The organism is Aeromonas sp. TS_SC_11, from assembly GCF_057318915.1.
Genome location: NZ_CM170470.1, coordinates 4,212,670 through 4,233,517, shown reverse-complemented (window position 1 = coordinate 4,233,517; position 20,848 = coordinate 4,212,670). Strand labels below are relative to the sequence as shown.

Genomic DNA, 20,848 nt, shown 5'->3' with positions numbered 1-20,848 from the left:
AGTCTGGGGTTGCGAGCCGGGAGTCCCTTGGGCCGCTGCGGCAGCAGCCGGATCGGCGCCGCCGCCAGAGGCGTGACTCGCCTGAGTGCCGTCCATCGACTGCCGGGGTAAAAATGGCGGTATTTTGCCTGATTGACCCTCTGCTTGCTTGTGGAGGGGCAGTGGGGTTGGCTATCGTTTCAGGACAAGACATGCAAGCTAAGAGGTGTGCATGGACACAATATTGCAGGCTCTGTCAGTGCAAGTGACAGCGGCGCGGGATCTGGAGAGCCTGACCCGCCCTCTCCTTGAAATGCTCGAGACGGTCACTGGACTGGAGTCGACCTATCTGACGCAAATCGACCTCGAACAGAGCGCACAACATATCCTGTATGCCCGTAATAGTGCCGCCTTGCAGATCCCGGAAGGGGGAAGCGTTGACTGGAGCGATACCCTGTGTCGACGGGCGCTCGATGAAGGGCGACTGTATGCCGCCGACGTCGCCGACCGCTGGGGTGATTCGGCAGCGGCCAGGGCGATGGGGATCCGCACCTATATGAGCAGTCCGGTGCGGACCTCTTCCGGTTCACTCTATGGCACCCTGTGCGGCGCCAGCGCCGAGCATAAACCCCTGGTGACAGGTTCTGAGCATCTGATCGCCTTTTTCGCCCGTCTGATTGCCGAGCATGTGGAGCGGGAGCAGTTGCTGCAACAGCTGCAACAGGCCAACAACGAGCTGTCGCGCCAGGCATTGAGCGATCCCCTGACCGGCCTGCCCAATCGTCGGGCGTTGATGCTGGAGCTTCACCGCCTGTTTTCGCTGTTGAAACGTACCGGCCATCCCCTGCTGATCTCTTTTATCGATCTCGACGGCTTCAAGGCGATCAACGACACCCACGGTCATGACGCAGGCGACCTGCTGCTGCAAACCATGGCGCAGCAGCTGGCGGGAGCCCTGCGCAGCGGCGATCTGCTGGCGCGGGTTGGCGGTGACGAATTCGTTGCCGTGGGCATGGGGCCACTGAGCGGTGAGGAGACGGTCGAGGCTGCCGTGCACTGTTTTCAGCGCCGCCTGTTCGAGCAGAGCCAAGTTCAATTGCCCTTGGCGTCCCAGGTGCTGAACTATCCCGGTGCCAGCGTGGGAGTGGTGGCTGTCGATCCAGCCAGCATCAGCATTGACGATGCGCTGCGCCAGGCCGATGCCTGCATGTATGCGGTCAAGCGTCAGCGCCGCGCCCAATCCTGAGGCGTCTGTATCAAGCCTGCCGAACCTGTCGGACGAGCAGCAAGCCGCAACAATGGTCGCTGGCTGAGCAGGGGCAACAAGGGGAGGGGGAGTCGCCCGTTGGCGGCTGGCACGCTTGGCTGCATGGTGCGGTCAGCGCACGGGGAAGTATTTGTGCTGGATCTGCTGAAATTCGCTGCTGGCCAGTACCTGGGTCAGGCCATTTTGAAACTCCTTGACCAGTTCATCGCTGACCGGGTGGCTGAAGGCGAAGCAGAACTGCTCCGAGCTCAACATCCAGAATACCTTGAACTGGGCGGGATCCAGCTGCTGGGAGGCAATGAGATCCATCAGTGTGGTCTTGTTGGTGGAGATCAAGTCGACCCTGCCGGAGGTGAGCATCTTGAGCGCCTGGGGCAGGCGGTTGGCGGCCATGATCTTTTGCTCGTCAAAGCCGTTGTTGAGCAGCAGTTGCTCCCCCACATCGGCGCGTACCGCCCCTATGGTGTGCTGCTGGGCATCTTCAAGCTTGGTGAGGGTGAGCGGGTTCTTAGCCAGCCCTATCAGCACGATTTCGGCATATCCGATGGGGCATGCCCATTTGAACAGCGGATCTCGCGCCTCGGTACGGGCGGTGGCGAACAGCACCACATTGGGTTTTTGGGTCAGCAGGTAATAGCCGCGAGCCCAGGGCATGATGGTGATGGTTTGCGGCGGCGTATTGGTCTTTTTCCACACCTGATGCAGCAGCTCGACGGCGAGGCCGGTCGGGGTGCCGGCGCTGTCTGTGTAGTTATAGGGTTTGTACTCTTCGCTGAGGTAGTGCAGCTTGCCAAGTTCCTGGCTGGCCTGGGTGATGGCTGCAAACAGCAGCGCGGCAAATCCAATCCATTTTTTCATGCTGGCCATCCTGATGAGGTGCTCTGTCATCCTCAAGTGTTACCACATAGCGATAATTCGCCAATAAAACCGGGTGTTAAATCAAGGGGTCAAGCGGGCTCCCTTTTGCACAGACTCAAGGGGCTGGCAGGTATCTTTGCCGCAGCGTCTGATATTCCGGCGATGCCAGTGCCTGGGTCATGGCGCGCTGGAACTGTTTGACCAAGTCGTCATCCACCTGGCGGCTGAAGGCGTAGCAGAGCTCTTCGGCATCCAGCACGAAGGCCACAGTGAAGTCGTCGGCATTGAGCTGCAGTGCCTTGATGGCGTCATAACCCGCCAGCTTGCTGGTCGCCAGCAGATCGGCGCGGCCCGACACCAGCATCCGCAAGGCCTGGCTCAGCCGGTTGGCCGGTATGATGCGGGTTTCATCCATGCCCCGGTTGAGCAGCAACTGCTCGGCGGCATCGGCTCGCACTGCGCTGATCCGGTAGTCGTTCATCTGCTCGACGGCACCGAGCTGTATAGGTTTGCTTTTATGGGCAAGCAGTATGTATTCGGAATAGCCGATGGGGCAGGCCCATTTGAACAGGTGAGAGCGGGTCTCGGTGCGGGCGGTGGAGAAGAGCACCACATTGGGTTTCTGGGTCAGCAGATAGTAGCCCCGCGCCCAGGGCAGGATGCGAACGGCTTGGGCGGGGGTGCCGCTGCGCTGCCAGATGAGTTGCAACAAGTCGACCGCCAGTCCGGTGGGCTGGCCTGCCTCATTGCTGAAATTGTAGGGAGGATACTCCTCGGTCAGGTACTCCAGTTTGGTCAAGCCAGCATGAGCCGTGCCAAGGCACGACATCAGCAGCAGACAACAGCACAACCTTATCCTCATGGGTACGTCCTTGGCGTGATTTCTGCAATCCTTTTGCGCAAGTGTGGGCAAAAAAGCCTGATATTGCCAGCAGTTACCAGCGGGCTCTGGGGTTGCCAACGGGTTTGAACTGCTCGTCCCTCAGCCCGACCAGCAACGCCTTGCCATCCCCCTGCAGGCGAAACTCCCCATAGCGAGCCACTTCAAACTGTTCACCCGTGCCCTCTTCAAAGAAGAAGGCATCGGGCCCGATCAGCCACTGGTTGTCGCTCTGGCGCACTTGCAGCAGACGCTCATTCGATGCCAGTTGCTCCGGCTTGCCATCGGCGGCCCAGTTGGCCACCTGATGCTCATCGAGCCGGATCACCAGGGTATCGCTGTCATTGGTGCGCTCGCTGTAACGGCTGGCACCCAGCTGGCGGGCGATGTCGTAGTTGAGGCGCATGTAATCCCCCTGCATCAGGGAGCGGGGATCCACCGGCGCCAGCCTGAGCAGGACTACCTCGCCGCTGGTCATGGCGGCTTCGTAACGCCAGACGGTGAAGTTGATGCCTGCCAGAATGGCTAGGCCGGTCAGAAAGAGGGCAAGCTGTCTCATGACGGCCTCCTGGCGTTGATCACATGCAGTAACTGGCGGGCACCGAGCAGCAGGGCGCCCGAGCCCAGCAGCAGCCAGGATTTGGTCATCAGGGTCAGCCCCAGATCGTAGTAATAGAGGGAGCCAAAGCCGAGCAGCAGCAGGCCCGCCAGCGTCATCAGCCCCATGCTGCCAGCATGGAAACCGAGTACCAGCACCAGGGCGCCCGCCCCCATGCCGGGGATGAAAGCGCTGATCAGCACCAGTGGCAGCCCGTATAGCAGTGGCAGCTTGAGCCGGATCATGACTCCGAGCAGCAGCGCCGCGCAGAGCAGGGGATTGAGCCAGAGCGGCAGGCGAGAGAGGCCAAGCTCGTCGAGCATGCTGGCCCCCTCGCTCCACAGCGGATGGTGCAAGCGCCCCAGCACCAGCAGGGAGAGTGCCAACCCCAGGGTCAGGGATTCATACAACTGATGGTGGGCCGGTTGACGTTCTGCCTGCAGCCAGCAGAAGGCAAGCGTCATCATGACCAGCGGCAGGGCCAGCAGTTGCAGGCCAAGGCAGGCAAGGCCCAGGGTAAGCAGTATGGCGGCGGCGAAGCTGTGAAACAGCCGGATCAGCCAGTGCTCGAACAGGGCGGCAATAAAGAGAGAGAGGGCGGCGAGCCCCAACCAGAGTTGCGCCGAGTGGAGATCAATCTGATCGATGAGGCCATAGAGCAGCCAGGCATCGGCGGCCAGCGCCAGCGCCAGCACGAACTGATCCCACAGATCGCTGCGCTGGGCGATGCGGTTGAGGCCAAAGGCGATGGCCATCAGCACGGCGCCCATCATGAGGGCGCTGTTGGCATCCTGGGTGAGCTGTGAAAAGGACATGAACAGGAAAAACAGCAGGAAGAGAGCGGCAACCCAGCCCACCATGCCGAGCAGAAAGCGGCTGGACCAGTGAGGTTGGGTATCACGGGGGGCTTCCCCTTCCACCAGATCAGCCTGTTGCAGCCGTTGCCAGGGGGTCAGATCAGCCATGTTGCCTCCTTTTGGCGGGCTTGCCAGATACCTTGCTTATACATGGGACCTCCGTTGTTGTTGCAGCCAGCGGCTGGCGGCGACCGAGAGGCCGATGGCGATCAGGCTCAGCAGCAGGAAGCCGTCCACGTCGGGATCCATCCACTTGCCAAGGGCTGTCAGGATAACGGCGATGAGGCTCAGGCACCCCATGGCGAGCCCGGCGATAAATTTGTGGTGCCAGAGGGCGTAGGCGGCGGCGAGCCAGCCCAGCCAGGCGGGCCACACCCAGGGGGAGGCGGCATCAAACAGCGCCAGCAGGGTCAGCAGTGTGACCCCCAATCCCGCGGCGAGCCCGGGTAGCCAGGCGGGCATCAGCTTGAGGCGGGTGGGGGCCAGCAAGAGGGCGCCCCACAAGGCGGCATTGAGCAGGGTCAGACACCAGCCCAGCCCCTCTTCATCGAAGCCAAAAAAGAAGCTGAACAGGCCGAGTCGCCAGTAGAGCATCAGTGCCAGCTGACCGAGCAGCCAGCTCGTGGTCCACAGCAGGGGGCTCTGGCCGAGCGCCGCCAGCGGCAGCAGCATCAGGGCCCAGGTGGCGAACAACTGCCAGGGATCGGCACCCGTCTGGTAGGTCTGACCCACCAGGGCCAGCAGGGCGCCAATATTGAGCGCCATGGCCAGCAGCAGTGCCTGGCGGGGTGTGTCTGTCATGGGTTTTCGCCACAGCAGCACCAGCATGGCGAGCAGGGGCAGCTCCAGCAAGGCGAGGCGAGAGACGCGGCCCAGCTCCTGCCAGTTGAAGGCGACGAAGAACACCAGACCGGCGCCGAGGCAGAGACTGCCGAGCCAGAGCAGCAGGCGATCAAACAACCATTGCCAGCGGGCACTGGCAGGGGGCAAGTCGCACAGGGCGAGGGCGGCGGGCAGGTGCGTCTGGGCGAGGCGTCCGCGTCTGACCCAGTCGAGCAGCGTCTGTCTTGAGGTGAAGTGCATGGGATGCTCCATGAGGTTTGCCGCATTATGCCACTGTCTTGGCACTGCGGGACACTCCCTGTCTGTGCGTGGGCGACAGCAGGCTGCGTATCCGTATGATGGCAGGTAACAAATGTCAGGTAACAAAAAGCCCCGCCTGGTTGAATAGAGGCGGGGCTGGCTTGTGATGGCACGACATCGAGGCCGGCATGGGAGCGGGGTAGGCAAGTGCTCACGCTTGCCTCGCCGCCTTGTGGTCATGCCGGCGGTTTGTCAGGCGAAGATGAGAGTACTCACCCCCAGCCCTGCAAACAGGATGGCGCAGGCGATGCGGATCCCCTTGAGCGGCAGCTTGTCGGCGCCCAGCTTGCCGAGCAGTACCACAGGCACGTTGGCCAGCATCATGCCGAGGGTGGTACCGGCGATGACTTGCGTCAGCGAGTCATACTTGGCCGCCAGCAGCACAGTGGCTATCTGGGTCTTGTCACCGATCTCGGCGATGAAGAACAGCACGAAGGTGGCCATGAAGGGGCCGTACTTGTCGAGCGGGCTCTCTTCATCATCCAGCTTGTCAGGTACCAGGATCCAGGCCGCCATCGCAATGAAGGAGCCTGCGACCAGATAGGTCATCACTTTGGGGTCCAGCCAGCGGCTGATGAACTCGCCAAGCCAGGCGGCTCCGGCGTGGTTGAGCAGGGTTGCCGCCAGCATGCCGGCTATGATGGGCCAGGGCTTGCGAAAACGGCAGATGAGCAGCAACGCCAGCAGCTGGGTCTTGTCGCCGATCTCGGCGATAGCCACGCTCAGGGTTGAGGTTAACAAGGCTTCCATAAAAATGACCGGGGGACGGAATTGTTATACCTGAGACAAGCCTGCGCCATCCGTCCCCGGTATTGGCACTGGCCCGTCAAAGGTCTTGTCAAATCCACGTATTAGATGGATCACCCTGACCATGGTGAGTTGGCACCAAGCATGTTGATCAGGGTCGCAAACCGGTTTGGGGTCGGACTGCGAGACTACTCCCCCTCGATGGGAGCGGGCATTCTAGGGAAAAACCATCCGCGAGACAAGCGACTCAACCACCGACCAGCTTGACGCTGAAACCGGCCTTCTCCAGCTCGGTCTTGATCAGGTCCCGTTTATCCCCCTGGATCTCGATGATCCCCTCTTTCAAACCGCCGCCGGTGCCGCATTTCTTCTTGAGCAGGGTGGCGATGGTTTTCTGCTGTTCCGCCGGTACACCGTGGATGGTGATGACGCCGGCGCCCTTGCGCCCTTTGGTCTCGCGCCGGATGCGCACAGTACCATCCTGCGGAAAAGGGGAGGCGGATTGGGGCTGGGTTTGTTCCTTGATCATGCCGCCATCCGTGCTGTAAACCAGGTGGCTGTTGTTGTCGTGACTCATGGCAGTTATTTGTGAGTTAGCTAAGCGGAGTTTGATTTTACTCAAATCAGCGCGGGAAACACGGATTATAATGCCCCGAGTAAAAGCGAATTATTATTGTTTAACTTCAGGAGTCAGTCATGGTACTCGCGCAGTTGTCACCGGGACAGAGTGCTCGCATCAAGCACATGAACCATCTTGAACGTACATTGCGGCGCAAACTGATGGTGATGGGCCTGCTGCCACAGACCGAAGTTCTCTTCCTGCGCGCGGCCCCGCTGGGTGACCCGCTCCAGATCCAGTGCCAGGGGATCTGTCTCTCCATGCAAAAAAGCCTTGCCCTGCAAATCGAGGTTGAACTGGTATGAACTACTCCCTCGTGACCGTCGGCAATCCCAATAGCGGCAAGACCTCACTGTTCAATGCCCTGACCGGTGCCCGCCAGCAGGTGGGCAACTGGAGTGGCGTGACCGTCGACAAGAAGATGGGCGAGTTTTCTGCCCAGGGACATGACTACAAGCTGATGGACCTGCCCGGCATCTATAGCCTGGCCAATCAGGAAGGGAGCCTGGACGAGCAGATCGCCAGCCGCTTCGTGCAGGGTCAGCAGCCGGACCTGCTGCTCAACGTCATCGATGCCGCCAACCTGGAACGCTCCCTCTACCTCACGCTGCAACTGCGCGAGCTGGGGCTGCCCATGGTGGTGGTGCTCAACAAGATGGATATCCTGCAAAAGCGACGGGTGACCATAGATGAAGCCCTGCTCGCCAAGGCGCTCGGTTGCCCTGTGGTGCCCCTGTCGGCCCACAATCGCCAGCAGGTCGCCGCCTTCAAGCACCAGATCCAGCAGTTTATCGGCAAGCCCCAGCCGGCGCTGGTGCTCGATTACGGCAGCACTCTTGAGAAAGATCTGGCGGAGCTGGAGACACTGCTCGCTCCCCATCACCTCACCGCCCGTGGCCGCGCCTTGCGCCTGCTGGAAGAGGATGAGGCGATGCAGGAAACCCTGCAGGCAGGGCAACAGGCCGCCGCTACCAATGTGGTTGCCCGTGCGCACCATGCTCAGGACATAGATCTGCAACTGGCGGATATCCGCTATGGCCACATTCATCAGTGGACCAGCCAGGCGTGCCAGCAAAAGGGCAAACTCACCGTTGCCCAGAGCGAATGGCTGGATCGGGTGCTGCTCAATCGCTGGGTGGGCATCCCCTTCTTCCTGCTGATGATGTACCTGATGTTCCTGTTTGCCATCAATGTGGGCAGCGCCTTCATCGACTTCTTCGACATCATGGGCGGCGCCCTGTTTGTGGACGGGGTGCATCACCTGCTGGGGCTGGTCAATGCCCCCGAGTGGGTTGGCGCCATACTGGCGGGCGGCTTCGGGGTCGGTTTGCAGACGGTCGCTACCTTTATTCCGGTGATCGGCTGTCTCTACCTGTTCCTGGCTGTGCTGGAGAGCTCAGGCTATCTGGCGCGGGCGGCCTTCGTGGTGGATGCCCTGATGCGCCGCCTCGGCTTGCCGGGCAAGGCGTTCGTGCCCATGCTGATGGGCTTTGGCTGTACGGTTCCCTCCGTGATGGCGACCCGTACCCTGAACTCGGAGCGCGAGCGGCTGATGACCTCGGCCATGGCGCCTTTCATGTCATGCGGTGCCCGACTGCCGGTCTATGCCCTGTTCGCGGTGGCCTTCTTCCCCGAATCGGGTCAGAACCTGGTGTTCGGTCTCTATCTCGTCGGCATTCTGGTGGCCGTGCTCACCGGCCTCTTGCTGCGCAACACATTGCTGCCGGGCAAGAGTGATTCCATGCTGATGGAGATGCCCGATTACGAGTGGCCGCGCCCCATCAACGTGGGGATCAAGACCTGGCAGAAACTCAAGTCCTTCGTGTTCGGTGCCGGTAAAACCATAGTGCTGGTGGTTGCCGTGCTGAGCGTTCTCAACTCGCTGGGGACAGATGGCAGCTTTGGTCACCAGGATCAGGAGAGCTCGGTGCTGAGCAAGGTCAGTCAGGCGGTCACCCCTGTGCTGCACCCCATAGGTGTGCGCGATGACAACTGGCAGGCCACGGTCGGCATAGTGACCGGTATCTTCGCCAAAGAGGCGGTGGTCGGTACTCTCAACAGCCTCTATGCCGGCAGTGCCGGTGATGAGGAGGAGAGTGAATACTCCCTCGTTGCCAGCTTCCACGAGGCCATCGCCGCCGTTGCCGCCAATCTGGCGGAGATCAACCCGAGCGATCCCATGGGGATCTCCGTCGGTGAGCTCGATGACAGACAAGCCGCTGCCGAAGCTCAGGAAGTGGACGTGTCGACCTACGGCAACATGCAGACTCACTTCGACGGCGCGGCCGGTGCCTTTGCCTACCTGTTGTTTGTGCTGCTCTACATGCCGTGCGCCGCCGCCATGGGCGCGCTGGTACGGGAAACCGGTCGCCAGTGGGCGCTGCTGACCGCCGCCTGGTGCAACTACACCGCCTTCCTGTGTGCCACCGTCTTCTATCAGGCGGCCACCTTTGCCGCTCACCCCGAGCAGAGCCTGTTCTGGATTGGCAGCTATGGCCTCTCCCTGCTGCTGCTCTGGTGGCTGGGCCGCCGTCACGGTGACATAGTCGCCCGCAAGGTGGTGGCCTTATGATACTGCGAGAGCTGGGGGATTATCTCGCCGTGCAGCGCAAGGTGAGTCGGCGGGATCTGGCGCGCCACTTCCATACCTCGGAAGATGCGGTGGAGGCCATGCTTGGCGTCTGGATGCGCAAGGGCCGTGTGGCCAAGCGGGAGACTCAGGTATGCGGTGGCAGCTGCTGCGGCAAGAGCCAGGAGGTGATGTTCGAGTGGTGTGAACCCGGCCAGATTGGTTTGGTACAAAAGCGCTAGCGCGCTTGTCGGATCCCTCACTCCATCATGCAATAAACAAGACCCGCCATCGGCGGGTCTTGTTGTTTCTGTTGCTGGCCGCCTATGGCCTGGGCGTTAACGCCCGGGCCAGCGTTGGCCCACCTCGGCGTGGCGATACCAGGCCATCAGGGCCTGCTGGCCCTCGATGTCATCCACCGCCGGTGACCAGGGGGCAAAGTCTTCCTCCCGGAAAGGGGCGTAGGGGCCGTGCTTCACCTCGAAGATGACGGCGCCGGGATCGAGTGACAGGACCGCATGCCAGGTGGCGACCGGGGTCTCCAGTACCGAGGTCTCTTCCCCCAGTACGCCACGAGCAACCACAGTGCCTTCATCGTCAAAGTTGAGCACCACGAAGCGCCCGCACAGGGCGGTGAGCAGCTCCCAGGTTTGCAGATGGCGATGGGGGCGAATGTAGGTATCTGGCTCCATGGCAATGGCCAGCCGCTGGATGGGGTCGGCCAGCTGGTCGTGCAGATTGTGATTCATGCGCTGGCGCGGGGAGTGGGCGGCCTCGGTGGCGAGACTGGCAAGGCGTGCGACGTCCAGTTTTTTCATGTGCAGTTCCATCATAAGGCAAAGGCAGGAGCGTCGGCAGAGTAGCATGCCCGAGGGGCTGACAGGCAAGGGACGAGCCGTAAGCAAATGTAAACAAGGGAGCCGGTCGGGCTCCCTTGTTCAGTGGCTGCTGTGTACCAACTCGCTTACAGCTTGGCCAGCATCTCTTTGGTGACCAGCACTATGCCCTGCTCGGAGCGGTGGAAGCGGCGGGCATCTTCACAGGCGTTTTCCCCCACCACCAGCCCTTCGGGCAGTATGCAGCCCTTGTCGACCACCACACGGCGCAGGCGACAACCGGCACCTATCTCGACCCCGGGGAAGATCACCGCCTGATCCAGGGTGCAGAAGGAGTGCACGCGCACATTGGTGAACAACACCGAACTCACGATGAAGGAGCCGCTGACGATGGTGCCACCGGAGAACATGGAGTTGATGGTCATGCCGTGCTGGCCGTTTCTGTCCTGCACGAACTTGGCGGGGGGGGTCATGGTCTGGCTGGTCCAGATGGGCCACTCCTGATCATAGATATCGAGCTCGGGAGTGACGGAGGCGAGATCCATGTTCGCTTCCCAGAACGAATCCACAGTCCCTACATCACGCCAGTAGGGGCGTTTTTGCGGGCAGCAGCCGACGCAGGACATGCTGAACGGATGGGCGTAGGCGGATCCCTCCTTGACCACCCGCGGGATCACGTCCATGCCGAAATCGTGGTGGGAATCCTGGTTGGCCAGATCCTCTTCCAGCAACTGGTAGAGATACTCGGCTTCGAAGATGTAGACCCCCATTGAGGCCAGCGCCATGTCGGCCTTGCCTGGCATGGCGGGCGGATTGGCCGGTTTCTCGACGAAGGCGTTGATCTTGCGATCCCCATCCACCGCCATCACCCCAAAGGCGCTTGCCTCTATGCGCGGCACCTCTATGCAGGCCACTGTGACCTTGGCCCCCATGTTGACGTGATCGAGCAGCATGGCGGCGTAATCCATCTTGTAGATGTGATCCCCCGCCAGCACCACCACGTATTTGGGGGCGTGATCGCGAATGATATCCATATTCTGATACACGGCATCGGCGGTGCCGCGATACCAGTTGACCTCGTCCACCCTTTGTTGGGCAGGCAGCAGGTCGATGAATTCGTTCATCTGGTAGCGCAGGAATGACCAGCCCGATTGCAGATGGCGCAGCAGGCTGTGGGATTTGTATTGGGTGACCACGCCGACCCGGCGGATCCCCGAGTTGATGCAATTGGAGAGTACGAAGTCGATGATGCGGAATTTACCGCCAAAATGAACTGCCGGTTTCGCCCTGTTGTCCGTCAACTGCTTGAGGCGACTGCCCCGCCCTCCTGCGAGAACCAAGGCCATGGTCTCGTTCAGCAATTGTCTGGATTTTGCTGTATTGGCAGGTTGTAACAACATTGAATACCCCTTTGTTGATAGAATCTCTTGATACTGCCTCCTTTGAGGCCTGTATGAAAGGGCTTTCAACGACATTTTTTGCAAGCAGGGGGCTCACATTGATTTTTTTGTCATTTATGTGAGCAAACGCCATGGCCGGGGGACGGGTGTTAACCAGATAGCAACATGGCGAGAAGACGCAGGGGCTAAGACAAGGATGGCTGACTGGCGTTTTTTTTGAACCGTCATCTGCCATGGCGGATGACGGTTCAAGGGGGGAGGGAACAGGGTGCGGACTAGAAGGGATCGTTGCTTTCGTCCTTGGTGGGCTCCAGACTCCAGCCGGTGGCATCCGCACTGTTGGCGATCTGGCCTTTCTCTTTCCACAGTTTGATCTTAAGGCGCAGGTTGTTGGCCGAGTCGGCGTTTTTCACCGCTTCTTCCTCCTCTATCACCCCTTCCACCACCAGATCGAACAGGGCGCTGTCGAAGGTGACCATGCCGAGCGCTCTGGATTTCTCCATTACCTCTTTCAGGCTGCCAAATTCGCCGCGTTTGATCATGTCGCGGATGGTGTGGGTGCCCAGCATGATCTCCACCGCCGCCCGGCGGCCACCGTCTGTGGTTTTCACCAGTCGCTGGGAGACAAAGGCCTTGAGGTTGTTGCCAAGATCGTTGAGCAGTTGCGGCCGGCGCTCTTCCGGAAAGAAGTTGATGATGCGATCCAGCGCCTGGTTGGCGTTGTTGGCGTGCAGGGTGGAGATGGCCAGATGCCCGGTTTCGGAGAAGGCAAGGGCATGCTCCATGGTCTCGCGATCGCGAATTTCACCGATGAGGATCACATCCGGTGCCTGGCGCAGGGTGTTCTTGAGCGCGGCGTGGAAGCTGCGGGTATCTACCCCTACCTCCCGCTGGTTGATGATGCTCTTGCGGTGACGATGGACGAACTCCACCGGATCCTCGATGGTGATGATGTGGCCGCCGCTGTTGCGGTTGCGATGGTCGATGAGGGCCGCCAGCGACGTGGATTTGCCCGAGCCTGTTCCGCCCACAAACAGCACCAGGCCCCGTTTCTCCATTATGGTGTCGAGCAGCACGGGGGGCAGTTTGAGATCTTCAAAGCGGGGGATCTCTGTCTTGATGTTGCGGGCCACCAGGGAGACTTCGTTGCGCTGCTTGAAGATGTTGATCCGAAAACGGCCTATCTGGGGCAGGGAGATGGCGAGGTTCATCTCCAGCTCCCGCTCGAACTGCTGCTTCTGCTCGCCATCCATGATGTCGGCGGCTATCTTGGCCACTTCTCCCGGTTCGAGCGACGTCTCGGACAGGGGGCGCAGCCCACCGTTGAACTTTGCGCAGGGAGGGGCGCCGGTCGACAGATAGAGGTCTGAGCCGTCCTGCTTGGCCAGGATCTGTAGCATGTCTCGCAATTCCATGGTTTTGCCTCGTCTATCAAGGAGATGCCGTTACTTGGGATGTTATTGAGTGTACAGCCTCAGGCACCGGTGAGTTTCTCGCGAAACACAAAAAACACCGCGCCCATGATGCAAAGGCCGGCCCAGAGGTAATCCCACTTCAGATCCTCTTTCAGATAGAAGACCGAGAAGGGGACAAACACGGTAAGGGTGATCACCTCTTGCAGTATCTTGAGCTGGCCAACACTCATCACTGTATGGCCGATACGGTTGGCGGGCACTTGCAACAGGTATTCGAACAGGGCTATGCCCCAGCTCACCAGAGCGGCGATGATCCAGGGTTTGTGGTTCATGCTCTTGAGGTGGGCATACCAGGCGAAAGTCATGAAGACGTTGCTGCACAAGAGCAGACCGATACTGGCGAAAATCGGGTTCATTGGATTCTCCTTGAAAGTCCGGCGCATTTTATCCCTGAACCCCGGGTTTCCATAAGTGGCACGGCAGGGTATTTTTAACCCATCAAGGGTGGGTGATACAGGGATCAGGGGATGGGGAAGAGAGGCTGGGGAGTGTTTGGCCTGCTGCTGGCCTGCCAGGCACAGGGTGCACCAACCCTGACGGTGGCCACCGATGTCTGGCCACCGTTTCGAGTCTTGCAACCGGATGGTCAGTTTCGCGGGTTGGACATGGATATTCTGCAGCGGCTGCAGAGCCGTAGCGGCATACAGTTCGAGGTGAAGCGGGTCCCCTGGGGACGGGCCCTCAAGCAGATGCAGACCGGTCAGGTTGATCTCATGATAGGGGTGGCGATGACGCCGGACAGGGCACAGTTCATCGATTATCTGCAACCCGCCTACTACCAGTGCAGTTCTGCCTTTTATGGCAAACCGGCAGTGGTGTCATCCCTTAACACCTATGCCGACCTGCAGGGGCGAAAGGTCGGTCATGTGCTCAACTCCGCCTACTTCGAGCCGTTTGATTCGGACAACCGGCTCGACAAGCACGGCGTACCCACCGAGGATCAACTGCTGCGCATGGTGCAGCGGGGCCATTTATCGCTGATGATAGGCACGGATTGCCAGGTGGATTATGCCCTGAGCCAGCACAATGAGGCCGGGCTCATCAAGGCGGCCTATCTGCCACCCAAGCCGGTCATGCTCTATCTGGCCATGAGCAAGCGCTCCCCTCACCACGCCCTGCGGCAGCCGCTGGCGCTGGCGTTGCAGGAGATGGTGGCGAGCGGCGAGATAGGTGCCCTTGCCAAACCTTACCAGCCTTGACCTTGGGTGGTAACGCACTGTTATCATGCGCTTTTCATCCTTGTGCGCCGGGCTGGTCAATACAGCATCGGCGCCGGGCCTTGTACACGTTCGGGGAGCTTCTGTGTATTTCTCTTTGCTCGCCCGCCAGCGACGCTGGCAGCGGGGCTGGTTGTTTTGCCTGACGCTGCTGACCCTGCTGCTCTTTTTCTTCTCCCTTATCTGGGGCGAATTCATGCTGCTGCCCTGGCAGCCCATGGGCGATCTTGAACAACGCATCCTGCTTGAGTTGCGGTTGCCCCGTGCCTTGCTGGCCCTGCTGGCGGGGGCGGCGCTCGCCTGCGGCGGCGCCGTGCTGCAGGTGATGCTGCATAACCCGGTGGCCGAACCCGGCCTGCTTGGCGTGTCGAGCGGCGCTGGCCTCGCCGCCATGGTGGCGATGGCCGTGGCCAAGTTCCTCGGTATCTATCTGCCGGGCTGGGGCTTGTCGCTGGCAGCGTTTGGTGGCGCCCTGGCGGTGACCATGCTGCTCATTCGGCTGGCGCGTCGGGCCAGACTCGGCCATACCCGTCTGCTGCTGTTCGGGGTCGCCATCGGCATCCTCACCAATGCGGCCATGACCTGGTTGATGTACTTTGCCGATGACGGCTCTCTGCGCGAATACATGTTCTGGATGATGGGCAGCCTCTCCTATGGCAGCCAGCAACTGGCCTGGTGGTGGCTGGTGCTGCCGCTGACCCTCGGCTGGCTTTGCTGGCAGGGCAGGGCCTTGCAGCAACTGCTGCTGGGGGAGACCCAGGCCCGTCTGATGGGGCTGGACGTGGACAGGATGCGGGTGCGACTGGTGCTGGCGGTCTGTCTGCTCACCGGCATTGCCGTGTCGCTATGCGGTGTCATCGGCTTTGTCGGGCTGGTGGTGCCCCATCTGCTGCGTCTGTGTGGTGGCAGCGATCAACGCTTCCTGTTGCCCGCCTCGGCGCTGGGGGGCGGCGCCCTGCTGCTGGGGGCCGATCTGGTTGCACGCTCTGCATTAAGCGCCGGTGAGCTGCCCATCGGTGTCATCACCGCCTCGGTCGGCGCCCCGCTCTTCATCTATCTGCTGCTGAGGCAAGATGCCAATGCTACCGCATAAATACCGGCCCGAATGCCGACATGCTCAAGTTGTCTACCCGCTGTTGAGGCAAGATGCCCATGCTGCCCGCTGATCCCTCTTTGCTTGAGTCAGCCTCCCTGATCGAGGCGCGGGCCCTTGCCATCCCGGAGCGACTGGCTGCGCTGGATCTCGATTGGCAGGGTGGTCAGCTGGTGGCCCTGCTCGGACCCAACGGCAGCGGCAAATCCACCCTGCTTGGCGCCCTGGCTGGTATTTTGCCCTCCGCGGGCACAGTGCGGCTTGGCGGGGTGGCGATCCACGAGCTGAGCTGGCCGGAGCTGGCCCAGCGCCGCGCCATGCTGCCCCAGCGCCAGCCCCAGCTGTTTCATATTCCTGTGTTTCAGGTGTTGGCCATAGGGCTGGATGAGCGGGTGCAGGCCAGGCAACCGGGCGATGTGAAGCAGGCCCAGAGCGATGCCGTCGACGCCCTGTGCGATGCACTTGAGCTGAGCTCACTATTGGCGCGGGACTTCAGTCGTCTCTCCGGCGGGGAGCAACAGCGGGTGCTGATTGCCCGTACCTTGCTGCAGGTGTGGCCCGGCCTCAATCCGGCGGGGCGAGTCTTGCTGCTGGACGAACCGCTGGCGGGGCTGGATCTGCACCATCAGCTGGCGCTGTTGCGGCTGCTGAAATCGTTGGCACGGCAGGGGCTGCTGGTGGTGCTCGCCATCCACGACATCAATCTGGCCATCGACTGGGCGGATCGGATCCTCTGTCTGCAACAGGGGCGCGTGGTGAGCGAGGGGGGCGTCGATGTCATCGACGAAGCCTTGCTGGAGCGGGTGTTCCAGATCAAGACTGACCGCATTGAGGCGGCCGGTCGGGTCTGGTTTATGCCGAGCCTGTGAGAAACAAGAAAGGCCCTTGGCGTCAGCCGAGGGCCTTTTTGAAGAAGACGACTCGCTCCGTTTCGGCAAAGCCGAGTCGCTCGTGCATGCGCTGTGAGGCAAGATTGTCGATGGCGGCATCGGAGGCAAGCTCGCGGCAACCCAGCTTGCGGCCCCACTGCGCCACTTGGGCGATCAGGGCGCGCGCCAGCCCTCGCCGGCGCGACGCTGGTTGGACATAGACTCCTTCCAGATAGACCACCGGGCTGCTTTCGCAGCCATTCACGTAATCGTGGCGCAGGGCGGCATCGGCAAAGCCCACCGCCTGGCTCTGTTCATCCAGCGCCAGAAAGGCGTTCAGGCCGGCATTGGTCAGTAACTCGCCCCCCTCCCGCAGATGGGCAGCGATCCCGTGGTGCGGCCACAGTTGCTGGCGCAGGGTCGCCCACTGCGCCAGCCGGGCCTCATCGAGGGGCACTATCCGCCAGCCAGTCTCTGTCATGCCGGGCTCAGCCCTGCCGCTTGGCAAGGCGCACCTGCGCAGCCTCGGCCAGCATGGCCAGCAGCGTCTCTGTGTCGCTCCACGACAGGCAGGCATCCGTGATGCTCTGGCCGAAGGTGGCAGCGCAGCCGTTCTCCACATCCTGACGACCTTCCACCAGGAAGCTCTCGGCCATGATGCCGGCGATGCCGGTACGGCCGCGGCGCAGCTGATCGCAGATGTCCTGGGCCACCAGCAGCTGACGGCGGTGATCCTTCATGCTGTTGCCGTGGCTGAAATCCACCACCAGGCGCTCCGGCAGGCCCACGTCGGCCAAGGCTTCGCACGCCTCGTCGATGCTGGCGGTATCGTAGTTGGGTCTGTGGCCGCCACGAAGGATCACGTGGCCATAGGGGTTGCCGGCGGTGCGGTAGATGGTCATCTTGCCGTCCTTGTCCGGGGAATAGAAGATGTGGCTGTGGCGGGCTGCGCGCACCGCATCGATGGCGATGCGGGTGTTGCCGTCGGTGCCGTTCTTGAAGCCGACCGGACAGGAGAGGGCGGAGGCCATCTCGCGGTGTACCTGGGATTCGGTGGTACGTGCGCCTATGGCACCCCAGGTGATGAGGTCGCTGATGTACTGACCGGTCACCATATCGAGAAACTCGGTGGCGGTGGGCATGCCGATCTCGTTGATGTCGACCAGCAGCTTGCGGGCCAGTTTCAGCCCTTCGTTGACATCGAAGCTGCCATCGAGGCGCGGATCATTGATCAGCCCCTTCCAGCCGACGATAGTGCGCGGCTTCTCGAAGTAGGTGCGCATTACGATGCAGAGGCTCTCTTTGTACTGCTCGCGCAGGGCATTGAGGCGACGGGCATACTCGTGGGCGGCGGCCGGATCATGGATGGAGCAGGGGCCGACGATGACCAGCAGGCGCTGATCCTCACCGGCCAGAATGGCTTCCACTTCGCGGCGGGCATCCAGCAGGTTCTGGGCAACGGTGTCATTTAACGGGAAGGCGTGCGCGAGCTCGCTTGGAGTGATCAGGGACTCCAGGCGACGGGTGCGCAATTCATCGGTGTGAATGGACATACGACTCAATTCTCGAGTGGGTGGCGTGGGCTGTAGCGTTGACCGCGTGCCGAAAATGCAAGGGGATAAAATAAAGCAAAATGCCCCTGATGGAAACCTCGAGGGGCTCTGATAGGATGTGAACCCCAAAACGACGCCAAATGAGGTAGATAGCGTGGCAAAGCCAGGAGCAACCGGGGTTACCCGCATCATCAACGCAACCGGTTACAGCATGAAGGGACTCAAATCGGCCTGGATCAACGAGGCGGCCTTTAGGCAGGAGCTGATGTTGATCCTGCTGCTGATGCCGTTGGCCTTCTGGCTCGGGGATTCCCTCAACCAGATCCTGCTGCTGGTGAGCATCAGCTGGCTGGTGGTGATCGTCGAGGTGCTCAACTCTGCCATCGAGGCAGTGGTAGACAGGGTGGGCTCGGAGCATCACGAGTTGTCGGGCCGCGCCAAGGATCTTGGCTCCGCCGCCGTCTTTATCGCCCTGGCGCTCAATGCCCTGGTGTGGGGCGCTCTGGTGGGACGCAACCTGCTCGGCTGGTGGTAGCTTTTCGGTACCAAGAAAGCCCGGCGGGGCATAACCCAGCTCGGCTGGTGGTAGATTGCGACAGCAACCTTTCTCGTGATTAAGAGACAGGGGCGTCCGATCACGCTGTGCCAATCGAACCGACGCTCTCTGGTGAACCACACAGTACCCGGTCATAAAGAAACCCGCCATTCGGCGGGTTTCTTGTTTACTGCGTTTTGTCGGTTGGGTTAGTTGCTTGGCGGCATAGCCCGACGGCTCAATGCAGGATCCGCGCACGTATGGTGCCGTTGATCTCCTTGAGCTTGGCGAGCGCCTTCTCGCTGTGCTCTGTCTCCACGTCGATCACCACATAACCGATATGGCTGCTGGTCTGCAGGTACTGACCGGCGATGTTGATCCCCTCTTCGGCGAAGATCTGGTTGATCTTGTTCATGACGCCCGGCTGGTTGCGGTGAATGTGCAGCAGGCGGCTGGAGCCCTTGTGGCCCGGCAGCGAGACTTCCGGGAAGTTGACGGCGGAGAGGGTGGAGCCGTTGTCAGAATACTTGACCAGCTTGTTGGCTACTTCCAGACCAATGTTCTCCTGGGCTTCCTGAGTGGTGCCACCGATATGGGGGGTGAGGATCACGTTGTCCAACCCGCGCAGCGGGCTCAGGAACTCTTCGTCGTTGGACTTGGGCTCAACCGGGAAGACGTCGATGGCGGCACCGGAGACATGACCGCTCTTGATGACGTCGGCCAGGGCATCAATATCCACCACGGTACCGCGGGCGGCGTTGATGAAGATGGCGCCCGGTTTCATCATGCGCAGCTGCTCGGCGCCGATCATGTTCTTGGTGGAGGCGGTCTCCGGCACGTGCAGGCTGATGACATCGGACATGTTGAGCAGTTCGACCATGCTCGGCACCTGGATTGCGTTGCCCAGGGAGAGCTTGTTCTCGATGTCGTAGTAGTAGACCTTCATGCCGATGCTCTCGGCTATGATGCCAAGCTGGGTACCGATATGGCCGTAGCCTATGATGCCGAGCTTCTTGCCACGGGCTTCCACCGAGCGATTGGCCAGTTTTTCCCATACGCCGCGATGGCACTTGGCGTTTTTCTCCGGGATGCCGCGCAGCAGCAGCAGTATCTCGCCCAGCACCAGCTCTGCAACGGAACGGGTATTGGAGAAGGGGGCGTTGAAGACGGGGATGCCACGCAGGTGGGCGGCGTCGAGGTCAACCTGGTTGGTCCCGATGCAGAAGCAGCCGATGGCGACCAGCTTGCTTGCGGCATCCAGCACCTTTTCGGTGAGCTGGGTGCGCGAGCGCAGGCCCACGAAATGCACATCACGAATGCGCTCGATCAGATCCTCTTCCGACAGGGAGGTCTTGAGGTACTCCACGCTGGTATAACCTGCGGCACGAAAGGTCTCTACCGTGTTGAGATGCACTCCCTCCAGCAGCAGCACCTTGATCTTATCCTTGTCCAGCGAAAACTTGGCAGTCATGACGATCCCTCTATGTATGCAAAGAATGAGTGCAGATATGGTGTGTGAAGAAAACCGTAAAGTAGCAAAAACGATTGTGAGAGGGAATATTTGTGACGAAAGTCAAATTCTTTGAAGTTTTCAACGATAGTTGTAAACCACAGTTTGCAACTCATTGAGTGATAAATGAAAACGGCGCCACCAGGCGCCGTCATCGATTCGCAGAGCAATGATGTTGTCGAGAAAGCCTTATTGGGTGATGACCCCGTCAGGTGTGCCGATCAGTACCACGTCCGCGCCACGGTGGGCAAACAGACCGTTGGTGACCACGCCCACTATGCCATTGAGCTGTACTTCCAGCGCCTTGGCATCCTTGATGGCCATGCCCTTGACGTCCAGTATGATGTTACCGTTGTCGGTGACCACACCTTCGCGCCACTCGGGGTTGCCACCCAGCTTGCGGATCTCGCGGGCCACGTATTCGCGGGCCATGGGGATCACTTCCACCGGCAGCGGGAACTGGCCCAGCACGTCCACGGTTTTGGTGTTGTCGATGATGCAGATGAACTTGTCAGCCACGGCCGCCACTATCTTCTCGCGGGTCAGGGCCGCGCCACCGCCCTTGATCATGTCGCGACTGGCATTGATCTCGTCGGCGCCATCCACGTAGACGGAGAGGGCATCGATGTCATTGAGGTCATAGACATTGATGCCAAACTCTTTGAGGCGCTCGGTGGAGGCGATTGAGCTGGATACAGCCCCGTTGATCTGGTCCTTCATGGTCGCCAGCGCATCGATAAAGTGGTTGACGGTAGAGCCTGTGCCTACCCCGACTATGGTACCGGGCACCACGTATTTGAGCGCAGCCCAACCAGCCGCCTTCTTCATTTCATCTTGAGTCAT

The 20,848-nt window shown here is 60.7% G+C and carries 23 protein-coding genes; 8 read left to right on the top strand and 15 right to left on the bottom strand.

The window, feature by feature from the left end:
* The first annotated feature begins 211 nt into the window (after window positions 1–211).
* Window positions 212–1,225: a GGDEF domain-containing protein gene (locus AC1P02_RS19540; RefSeq protein WP_290077614.1), complete on the top strand. Its 1,014-nt coding sequence runs from the start codon at window positions 212–214 to the stop codon at window positions 1,223–1,225.
* A gap of 132 nt (window positions 1,226–1,357) precedes the next feature.
* Here the strand turns inward: AC1P02_RS19540 and AC1P02_RS19535 are convergent, their stop codons facing one another.
* The 7 genes from AC1P02_RS19535 to AC1P02_RS19505 all read right to left on the bottom strand — a co-directional run bounded on the left by AC1P02_RS19535 (window position 1,358) and on the right by AC1P02_RS19505 (window position 6,906).
* Complete coding sequence (locus AC1P02_RS19535) at window positions 1,358–2,104, bottom strand: substrate-binding periplasmic protein (protein WP_059113214.1); 747 nt, start codon at window positions 2,102–2,104, stop codon at window positions 1,358–1,360.
* A 115-nt stretch (window positions 2,105–2,219) separates the two neighbouring features.
* Window positions 2,220–2,966 carry a substrate-binding periplasmic protein gene (locus tag AC1P02_RS19530; RefSeq protein ID WP_485182986.1) on the bottom strand — a complete coding sequence of 249 codons (747 nt, stop codon included), beginning with the start codon at window positions 2,964–2,966 and terminating at the stop codon, window positions 2,220–2,222.
* A gap of 73 nt (window positions 2,967–3,039) precedes the next feature.
* Window positions 3,040–3,543: a GDYXXLXY domain-containing protein gene (locus AC1P02_RS19525; protein ID WP_059169326.1), complete on the bottom strand. Its 504-nt coding sequence runs from the start codon at window positions 3,541–3,543 to the stop codon at window positions 3,040–3,042.
* The gene (locus tag AC1P02_RS19520; protein ID WP_485182984.1) at window positions 3,540–4,547 is read right to left on the bottom strand and encodes a DUF4401 domain-containing protein; all 1,008 of its coding nucleotides are present in this window, start codon (window positions 4,545–4,547) and stop codon (window positions 3,540–3,542) included. The genes AC1P02_RS19525 and AC1P02_RS19520 overlap by 4 nt, the downstream gene beginning before the upstream one ends.
* A gap of 36 nt (window positions 4,548–4,583) precedes the next feature.
* Complete coding sequence (locus AC1P02_RS19515) at window positions 4,584–5,522, bottom strand: DUF2157 domain-containing protein (protein WP_290043168.1); 939 nt, start codon at window positions 5,520–5,522, stop codon at window positions 4,584–4,586.
* Between the two features lie 252 nt (window positions 5,523–5,774).
* Entirely contained in the window at window positions 5,775–6,332 is a 558-nt protein-coding gene (locus tag AC1P02_RS19510) for a TMEM165/GDT1 family protein (protein WP_005314579.1), read from the bottom strand.
* Window positions 6,333–6,576: 244 nt separating this feature from the next.
* Window positions 6,577–6,906, bottom strand: coding sequence for a translation initiation factor (locus AC1P02_RS19505; RefSeq protein WP_005314581.1), 330 nt, complete (start codon window positions 6,904–6,906; stop codon window positions 6,577–6,579).
* 119 nt (window positions 6,907–7,025) lie between these two features.
* Here AC1P02_RS19505 and AC1P02_RS19500 point away from each other — a divergent pair, with 119 nt between their 5' ends.
* From AC1P02_RS19500 to AC1P02_RS19490, 3 genes are read left to right on the top strand one after another with little or no spacing between them, the layout of a single operon-like run.
* Window positions 7,026–7,253 (top strand): FeoA family protein, encoded by a 228-nt coding sequence (locus tag AC1P02_RS19500; RefSeq protein ID WP_005314583.1) that lies wholly within the window; start codon window positions 7,026–7,028, stop codon window positions 7,251–7,253.
* Window positions 7,250–9,520 carry a Fe(2+) transporter permease subunit FeoB gene (gene feoB / locus AC1P02_RS19495; protein ID WP_485182981.1) on the top strand — a complete coding sequence of 757 codons (2,271 nt, stop codon included), beginning with the start codon at window positions 7,250–7,252 and terminating at the stop codon, window positions 9,518–9,520. Before AC1P02_RS19500 ends, feoB begins: the two co-directional genes overlap by 4 nt.
* On the top strand, window positions 9,517–9,759 hold the full coding sequence (locus AC1P02_RS19490; RefSeq protein WP_021140137.1) for a FeoC-like transcriptional regulator: 243 nt from the start codon (window positions 9,517–9,519) through the stop codon (window positions 9,757–9,759). The genes feoB and AC1P02_RS19490 overlap by 4 nt, the downstream gene beginning before the upstream one ends.
* 96 nt (window positions 9,760–9,855) lie before the next feature.
* Here AC1P02_RS19490 and AC1P02_RS19485 read toward each other — a convergent pair whose 3' ends face one another.
* The 4 genes from AC1P02_RS19485 to AC1P02_RS19470 form a co-directional block, all read right to left on the bottom strand.
* Entirely contained in the window at window positions 9,856–10,335 is a 480-nt protein-coding gene (locus tag AC1P02_RS19485; RefSeq protein WP_219598755.1) for a WbuC family cupin fold metalloprotein, read from the bottom strand.
* A gap of 146 nt (window positions 10,336–10,481) precedes the next feature.
* Window positions 10,482–11,753: a glucose-1-phosphate adenylyltransferase gene (glgC, locus tag AC1P02_RS19480; RefSeq protein ID WP_290122385.1), complete on the bottom strand. Its 1,272-nt coding sequence runs from the start codon at window positions 11,751–11,753 to the stop codon at window positions 10,482–10,484.
* Between the two features lie 275 nt (window positions 11,754–12,028).
* On the bottom strand, window positions 12,029–13,168 hold the full coding sequence (tapW, locus tag AC1P02_RS19475; RefSeq protein WP_011898593.1) for a type IVa pilus ATPase TapW: 1,140 nt from the start codon (window positions 13,166–13,168) through the stop codon (window positions 12,029–12,031).
* A 59-nt stretch (window positions 13,169–13,227) separates the two neighbouring features.
* On the bottom strand, window positions 13,228–13,584 hold the full coding sequence (locus tag AC1P02_RS19470) for a DMT family protein (RefSeq protein WP_005314602.1): 357 nt from the start codon (window positions 13,582–13,584) through the stop codon (window positions 13,228–13,230).
* A 111-nt stretch (window positions 13,585–13,695) separates the two neighbouring features.
* Here AC1P02_RS19470 and AC1P02_RS19465 point away from each other — a divergent pair, with 111 nt between their 5' ends.
* From AC1P02_RS19465 to AC1P02_RS19455, 3 genes are all read left to right on the top strand, one after another.
* A complete protein-coding gene (locus AC1P02_RS19465; RefSeq protein WP_485182976.1) occupies window positions 13,696–14,427 on the top strand; it encodes a substrate-binding periplasmic protein in 732 nt (243 codons plus the stop codon).
* A gap of 103 nt (window positions 14,428–14,530) precedes the next feature.
* Window positions 14,531–15,538: a vitamin B12 ABC transporter permease BtuC gene (gene btuC / locus AC1P02_RS19460; RefSeq protein WP_485182974.1), complete on the top strand. Its 1,008-nt coding sequence runs from the start codon at window positions 14,531–14,533 to the stop codon at window positions 15,536–15,538.
* Between the two features lie 59 nt (window positions 15,539–15,597).
* Window positions 15,598–16,407, top strand: a complete 810-nt coding sequence (locus tag AC1P02_RS19455; RefSeq protein WP_485185492.1) for an ATP-binding cassette domain-containing protein — start codon at window positions 15,598–15,600, stop codon at window positions 16,405–16,407.
* Window positions 16,408–16,429: 22 nt separating this feature from the next.
* Here the strand turns inward: AC1P02_RS19455 and aac(6') are convergent, their stop codons facing one another.
* Both aac(6') and AC1P02_RS19445 read right to left on the bottom strand, forming a co-directional pair.
* Window positions 16,430–16,888 carry an aminoglycoside 6'-N-acetyltransferase gene (gene aac(6') / locus AC1P02_RS19450; RefSeq protein WP_485182972.1) on the bottom strand — a complete coding sequence of 153 codons (459 nt, stop codon included), beginning with the start codon at window positions 16,886–16,888 and terminating at the stop codon, window positions 16,430–16,432.
* A 7-nt stretch (window positions 16,889–16,895) separates the two neighbouring features.
* A complete protein-coding gene (locus AC1P02_RS19445; protein WP_059169336.1) occupies window positions 16,896–17,960 on the bottom strand; it encodes a 3-deoxy-7-phosphoheptulonate synthase in 1,065 nt (354 codons plus the stop codon).
* 154 nt (window positions 17,961–18,114) lie between these two features.
* Here AC1P02_RS19445 and AC1P02_RS19440 point away from each other — a divergent pair, with 154 nt between their 5' ends.
* Window positions 18,115–18,495, top strand: a complete 381-nt coding sequence (locus AC1P02_RS19440; protein WP_042866210.1) for a diacylglycerol kinase — start codon at window positions 18,115–18,117, stop codon at window positions 18,493–18,495.
* A gap of 238 nt (window positions 18,496–18,733) precedes the next feature.
* On the opposite strand, the gene serA is transcribed toward AC1P02_RS19440, so the two are convergent.
* Both serA and rpiA read right to left on the bottom strand, forming a co-directional pair.
* Window positions 18,734–19,966: a phosphoglycerate dehydrogenase gene (gene serA, locus AC1P02_RS19435; RefSeq protein WP_005314621.1), complete on the bottom strand. Its 1,233-nt coding sequence runs from the start codon at window positions 19,964–19,966 to the stop codon at window positions 18,734–18,736.
* A gap of 228 nt (window positions 19,967–20,194) precedes the next feature.
* On the bottom strand, window positions 20,195–20,848 hold the full coding sequence (gene rpiA, locus AC1P02_RS19430) for a ribose-5-phosphate isomerase RpiA (protein ID WP_005314623.1): 654 nt from the start codon (window positions 20,846–20,848) through the stop codon (window positions 20,195–20,197).

What these genes read in the sequence shown, in the direction of transcription:
- AC1P02_RS19530 (WP_485182986.1), bottom strand. Translation starts at nt 2,966, where the DNA reads ATGAGGATAAGGTTGTGCTGTTGTCTGCTGCTGATGTCGTGCCTTGGC.
- AC1P02_RS19535 (WP_059113214.1), bottom strand. Translation starts at nt 2,104, where the DNA reads ATGAAAAAATGGATTGGATTTGCCGCGCTGCTGTTTGCAGCCATCACC.
- AC1P02_RS19525 (WP_059169326.1), bottom strand. Translation starts at nt 3,543, where the DNA reads ATGAGACAGCTTGCCCTCTTTCTGACCGGCCTAGCCATTCTGGCAGGC.
- AC1P02_RS19505 (WP_005314581.1), bottom strand. Translation starts at nt 6,906, where the DNA reads ATGAGTCACGACAACAACAGCCACCTGGTTTACAGCACGGATGGCGGC.
- AC1P02_RS19445 (WP_059169336.1), bottom strand. Translation starts at nt 17,960, where the DNA reads ATGTCCATTCACACCGATGAATTGCGCACCCGTCGCCTGGAGTCCCTG.
- AC1P02_RS19465 (WP_485182976.1), top strand. Translation starts at nt 13,696, where the DNA reads ATGGGGAAGAGAGGCTGGGGAGTGTTTGGCCTGCTGCTGGCCTGCCAG.
- tapW (WP_011898593.1), bottom strand. Translation starts at nt 13,168, where the DNA reads ATGGAATTGCGAGACATGCTACAGATCCTGGCCAAGCAGGACGGCTCA.
- feoB (WP_485182981.1), top strand. Translation starts at nt 7,250, where the DNA reads ATGAACTACTCCCTCGTGACCGTCGGCAATCCCAATAGCGGCAAGACC.
- AC1P02_RS19470 (WP_005314602.1), bottom strand. Translation starts at nt 13,584, where the DNA reads ATGAACCCGATTTTCGCCAGTATCGGTCTGCTCTTGTGCAGCAACGTC.
- AC1P02_RS19520 (WP_485182984.1), bottom strand. Translation starts at nt 4,547, where the DNA reads ATGGCTGATCTGACCCCCTGGCAACGGCTGCAACAGGCTGATCTGGTG.
- AC1P02_RS19510 (WP_005314579.1), bottom strand. Translation starts at nt 6,332, where the DNA reads ATGGAAGCCTTGTTAACCTCAACCCTGAGCGTGGCTATCGCCGAGATC.
- AC1P02_RS19490 (WP_021140137.1), top strand. Translation starts at nt 9,517, where the DNA reads ATGATACTGCGAGAGCTGGGGGATTATCTCGCCGTGCAGCGCAAGGTG.
- rpiA (WP_005314623.1), bottom strand. Translation starts at nt 20,848, where the DNA reads ATGACTCAAGATGAAATGAAGAAGGCGGCTGGTTGGGCTGCGCTCAAA.
- AC1P02_RS19455 (WP_485185492.1), top strand. Translation starts at nt 15,598, where the DNA reads ATGCTGCCCGCTGATCCCTCTTTGCTTGAGTCAGCCTCCCTGATCGAG.
- AC1P02_RS19485 (WP_219598755.1), bottom strand. Translation starts at nt 10,335, where the DNA reads ATGAAAAAACTGGACGTCGCACGCCTTGCCAGTCTCGCCACCGAGGCC.
- AC1P02_RS19500 (WP_005314583.1), top strand. Translation starts at nt 7,026, where the DNA reads ATGGTACTCGCGCAGTTGTCACCGGGACAGAGTGCTCGCATCAAGCAC.
- glgC (WP_290122385.1), bottom strand. Translation starts at nt 11,753, where the DNA reads ATGTTGTTACAACCTGCCAATACAGCAAAATCCAGACAATTGCTGAAC.
- serA (WP_005314621.1), bottom strand. Translation starts at nt 19,966, where the DNA reads ATGACTGCCAAGTTTTCGCTGGACAAGGATAAGATCAAGGTGCTGCTG.
- AC1P02_RS19515 (WP_290043168.1), bottom strand. Translation starts at nt 5,522, where the DNA reads ATGCACTTCACCTCAAGACAGACGCTGCTCGACTGGGTCAGACGCGGA.
- AC1P02_RS19540 (WP_290077614.1), top strand. Translation starts at nt 212, where the DNA reads ATGGACACAATATTGCAGGCTCTGTCAGTGCAAGTGACAGCGGCGCGG.